A 3,359-nucleotide genomic window follows, 5' to 3' on the forward strand; every position below is an offset into this window, starting at 1 on the left:
TGGACGGCTCGCTGAGCGAGCTGGAGGCGCGCCACGGCGACCGATTCCTGCGCATCCACCGCAACGCGCTGGTGGCCCGCCGCGCGGTGCGGGCGCTGGAAAAGCACTATGACCCCGAGGAGGGCGAAGGCTGGGCCGTGCGGCTGCACGGGCTGACCGAATTGCTGGCCGTGTCGCGCCGGCAGGTGGCGGCCGTGCGCGAAGAGCTGGCCGGCTGAAGGCCGAGGGTGTTTTTGGGCCGCCAGCGCAATCAAACCGCCGGCATAACGCTATTATTTTGATAGCAAACCCAGGCCCTGACGCGCCGCCGCACCGGGGCCCCACAGCCGGTCAGTGCGCGTGGGCCATGCCGCTCACCAGCGTGACCACCGTCATCCCCGCCACCAGCCAGGCGATCTGCGCCACCGTCTGGCCCGCGCTCAGGCGCTTTTGCAGCTGCGGGATCAGGTCGGCCAGCGCCACGTAGATGAAGCTGCTGGAGGCGATGGCCAGGAAGTAAGGCAGCCAGTCCTGCAGCTCGCCGACCAGGAAGTACCCCACCACCCCGCCCAGGGCGGTCACCGCGCCGGCCAGCGATACCTTCAGCAGCGCCATGCGGCGATTGGCGCTGGCCTGGCGCAGCACCACCAGGTCGCCCATGTGGTGCGGCACCTCGTGCGCCAGCACCGACAGGGCCGCCACCACGCCCAGGCGCAGGTCGGCCATGAAGGCCGAGGCGATCAGGATGCCGTCGCCGAAGCAGTGCACGCTGTCGCCCGTGAGCAGTGCCCAGCCGCCGCCACCGCGCCGCGCTTCGCCTTCGCGTTCGCGTTCGCCGTGGGCGTGCGCATCACCGTTGGCGTGGTCATGGGCGTGGCCGTGCCCCTGCGTATGGCCATGGGTATGCCCGTGCGAATGCGCATGGCCGTGTCCGTGTCCGTGCTCGTGCCCGTGGTGCCACAGCTCGGCCTTGTCGAGCAGAAAGAAGAACACCAGCCCCACCAGCAGCGTGGCGAACAGGTCGTGCGCGCCGGCCTGGCTCTCGAACGCCTCGGGCAGCAGGTGCATGAAGGCCGTGGCCAGCAGCGCGCCGGCCGCCAGACTCAGCAGGTGCTGCGGCCCCACGCCGCGCCGGCCGTCGCCCAGCCCCGCGCGCATCAACAGGGCGGCCACCCACACGCTGCCGATGCCGGCCGCCAACGTGGCCAGGATGATTGCTACCAAAGTCATGGCTTCTCGTGCTTTCCCTGCAAGGCCTGTCGGCCTTTTGTATCGAATCGATTCGGCGCGCCCGGCGCGCAAAAAAAGCCCCGAAGGGCTTTGGCGGGACCGCTGGGGCAGGAACGCCGCCGGCGATGGTCTCTCAGGCCACGCCGTGTGTCTTGAACCACTGCAGCGCCCGCTTCCACCCGTCCTCGGCCGCTTCCTTGCGGAAGCTGGGCCGGTAGTCGGCATGGAAGGCATGGGGCGCGTCGGGATACACGACGAACTGCGACGCCTTGGCGGCGGCGGAGCCGGTCTGGAGAGCCGCTTTCATCTTATCAATCGTGTCAAGGGGGATGCCGCTGTCTTTTTCGCCGTACAGGCCCAGCACCGGCGCCTTGAGGATCGGGGCGATGTCCACCGGGTGCTTGGGCGTGAGCTCGCTGGCCTGCCCCACCAGCCGGCCGTACCAGGCCACGCCCGCCTTGACGGGGCCGTGGGCGGCGTACAGCCAGGTGATGCGGCCACCCCAGCAAAAACCGGTGATGCCGACCTTCTTCAGGTCGCCGCCGTTCTCGCCCGCCCACTTCACGGTGCCGTCCAGATCGGCCAGCACCTGCGCGTCGGGCACCTTGGAGACCAGCTCGCTCATCAGCTTGGCGGCTTCGGTGTACTGGAGCGGATCGCCCTGGCGGGCATACAGCTCGGGGGCGATGGCCAGGTAGCCGGCCTTGGCGAAACGGCGGCAGGTGTCGGCGATGTATTCATGCACGCCGAAGATCTCCTGGATCACCAGCACCACCGGCAGGTCGGTCTTGCCGGCGGGCGCGGCGCGGTAGGCGGGCACCTTGAAGCCGTTGACCTCGATGCTGACCTTGCCCGCCGTGAGCCCGTCCGCGGGCGTCTGGATCGCGGTCTGTGCCATCACGGGCATGGCCGCGGCGGCATAGCCCACGCCGAAACCGGCACCCAGGGCGACGCGCATCGCGGTTCGGCGGGTGGCTCCCGCCTCGGTGCTCTGGCCCGGCAAGAGGGCGTCGAAATCGGTCTTGAGGTCATCACGCAGCATGGTCTGGCTCCTGGTTGGGTGAAAGGATCGGCAGCGCAAGAGTCTAGGGCCTGCGGCGCGCGGCGGCATGACCCGCAGGGCTGAACGGGTTTGCCGCCGTTCGCCCAGGGTCGGTGCAGCGAAGGTGCAGTGATGGCGCGGCTTTTATTTCTGTCTTGACAGAAATAAAGGAAAACCTAAACTGCCCCCATGCAACTGACCGACATCGCCCAACGCTTCGTGGTTCACTGGGGGGAGATGGGGACCGCCTGGGGCGTGAACCGCACCGTGGCCCAGATCCACGCGCTGCTCTTCTTCCATGGCCGCCCGCTGCATGCCGAGGAAATCTGCGAGACGCTGGGCGTGGCCCGTTCCAACGCCAGCAACAGCCTCAAGGAGCTGCTCAACTGGAACCTGATCCGCACCACCCACGTGCTGGGCGACCGGCGCGACTATTTCGAAACCTCCACCGACGTGTGGGAGCTGTTTCGCACCGTGGTGCGCGAACGCAAGGAGCGCGAGTTCGACCCCACCGTGCGCATGCTGCGCGAACTGGTGGCCCGCCCCGACTTCGCCAGCGAAACCGCCGATGCCCAGGACCGCGTGCGCGAGACGCTGCACCTCATGGATTCGCTGGGGGTGTGGGCCGACGAAATGCTGCGCCTGTCCCCCGCCACGCTCGACAAGGTGCTGCGCCTGGGGGCCAGCGTGCAGAAGTTCGTGCGCGGCGGAACGGCCGACAAGGCATCCCCGGGCTAAGCCTTTTTTTGCCCTGATGTTTCTGTTTTGAATGAAATTTCGGAAGGATTGAACATGAATGCCGCAGCCACCCCCGACCCCGCCATCTATCCCCTCACCCTCTACTTCGACTCGCGCTGCCGCCTGTGCGCCGCCGAGATGGGCAACCTGATGCTGCGCAATACCGGCGGCCTGCTGCGCTTTGCCGACGTGTGGGCGCCGGACTTCAAAGGCCCACCGGCAGGCACCACCCGGGACGACCTGCTCACCCTGATCCATGCGCGCCAGGCCGACGGCCGGCTGCTGCGCGGCGTCGCGGTGTTCCGCGCGGCCTACGAGGCCGTGGGTCTGGGCTGGCTGACCGCCGCCACCCGCTGGCCGGTCATCGGGC

At 68.4% G+C, this 3,359-nt stretch carries 5 protein-coding genes; 3 read left to right on the plus strand and 2 right to left on the minus strand.

All coding sequences use genetic code 11. The annotated features are described in order from the left end of the window. Nucleotides 1-218, plus strand: a 218-nt coding sequence (locus AC27KI_RS21175) for a LytTR family DNA-binding domain-containing protein (RefSeq protein WP_487115681.1), incomplete at its 5' end; no start/stop codon positions are given. Between the two features lie 112 nt (nucleotides 219-330). On the opposite strand, the gene AC27KI_RS21180 is transcribed toward AC27KI_RS21175, so the two are convergent. After that, on the minus strand, nucleotides 331-1,209 hold the full coding sequence (locus tag AC27KI_RS21180) for a ZIP family metal transporter (protein WP_487115683.1): 879 nt from the start codon (nucleotides 1,207-1,209) through the stop codon (nucleotides 331-333). A gap of 133 nt (nucleotides 1,210-1,342) precedes the next feature. Beyond that, the gene (locus AC27KI_RS21185) at nucleotides 1,343-2,251 is read right to left on the minus strand and encodes a dienelactone hydrolase family protein (RefSeq protein WP_272564527.1); all 909 of its coding nucleotides are present in this window, start codon (nucleotides 2,249-2,251) and stop codon (nucleotides 1,343-1,345) included. Between the two features lie 189 nt (nucleotides 2,252-2,440). On the opposite strand from AC27KI_RS21185, the gene AC27KI_RS21190 reads away from it, so the two are divergent. Then, nucleotides 2,441-2,989, plus strand: a complete 549-nt coding sequence (locus AC27KI_RS21190) for a GbsR/MarR family transcriptional regulator (protein WP_487090668.1) — start codon at nucleotides 2,441-2,443, stop codon at nucleotides 2,987-2,989. Between the two features lie 54 nt (nucleotides 2,990-3,043). Further along, a partial coding sequence (locus AC27KI_RS21195; RefSeq protein ID WP_487115685.1) for a thiol-disulfide oxidoreductase DCC family protein occupies nucleotides 3,044-3,359 on the plus strand: 316 nt, incomplete at its 3' end.

This window comes from Acidovorax sp. KPB24-03 (genome assembly GCF_057546605.1).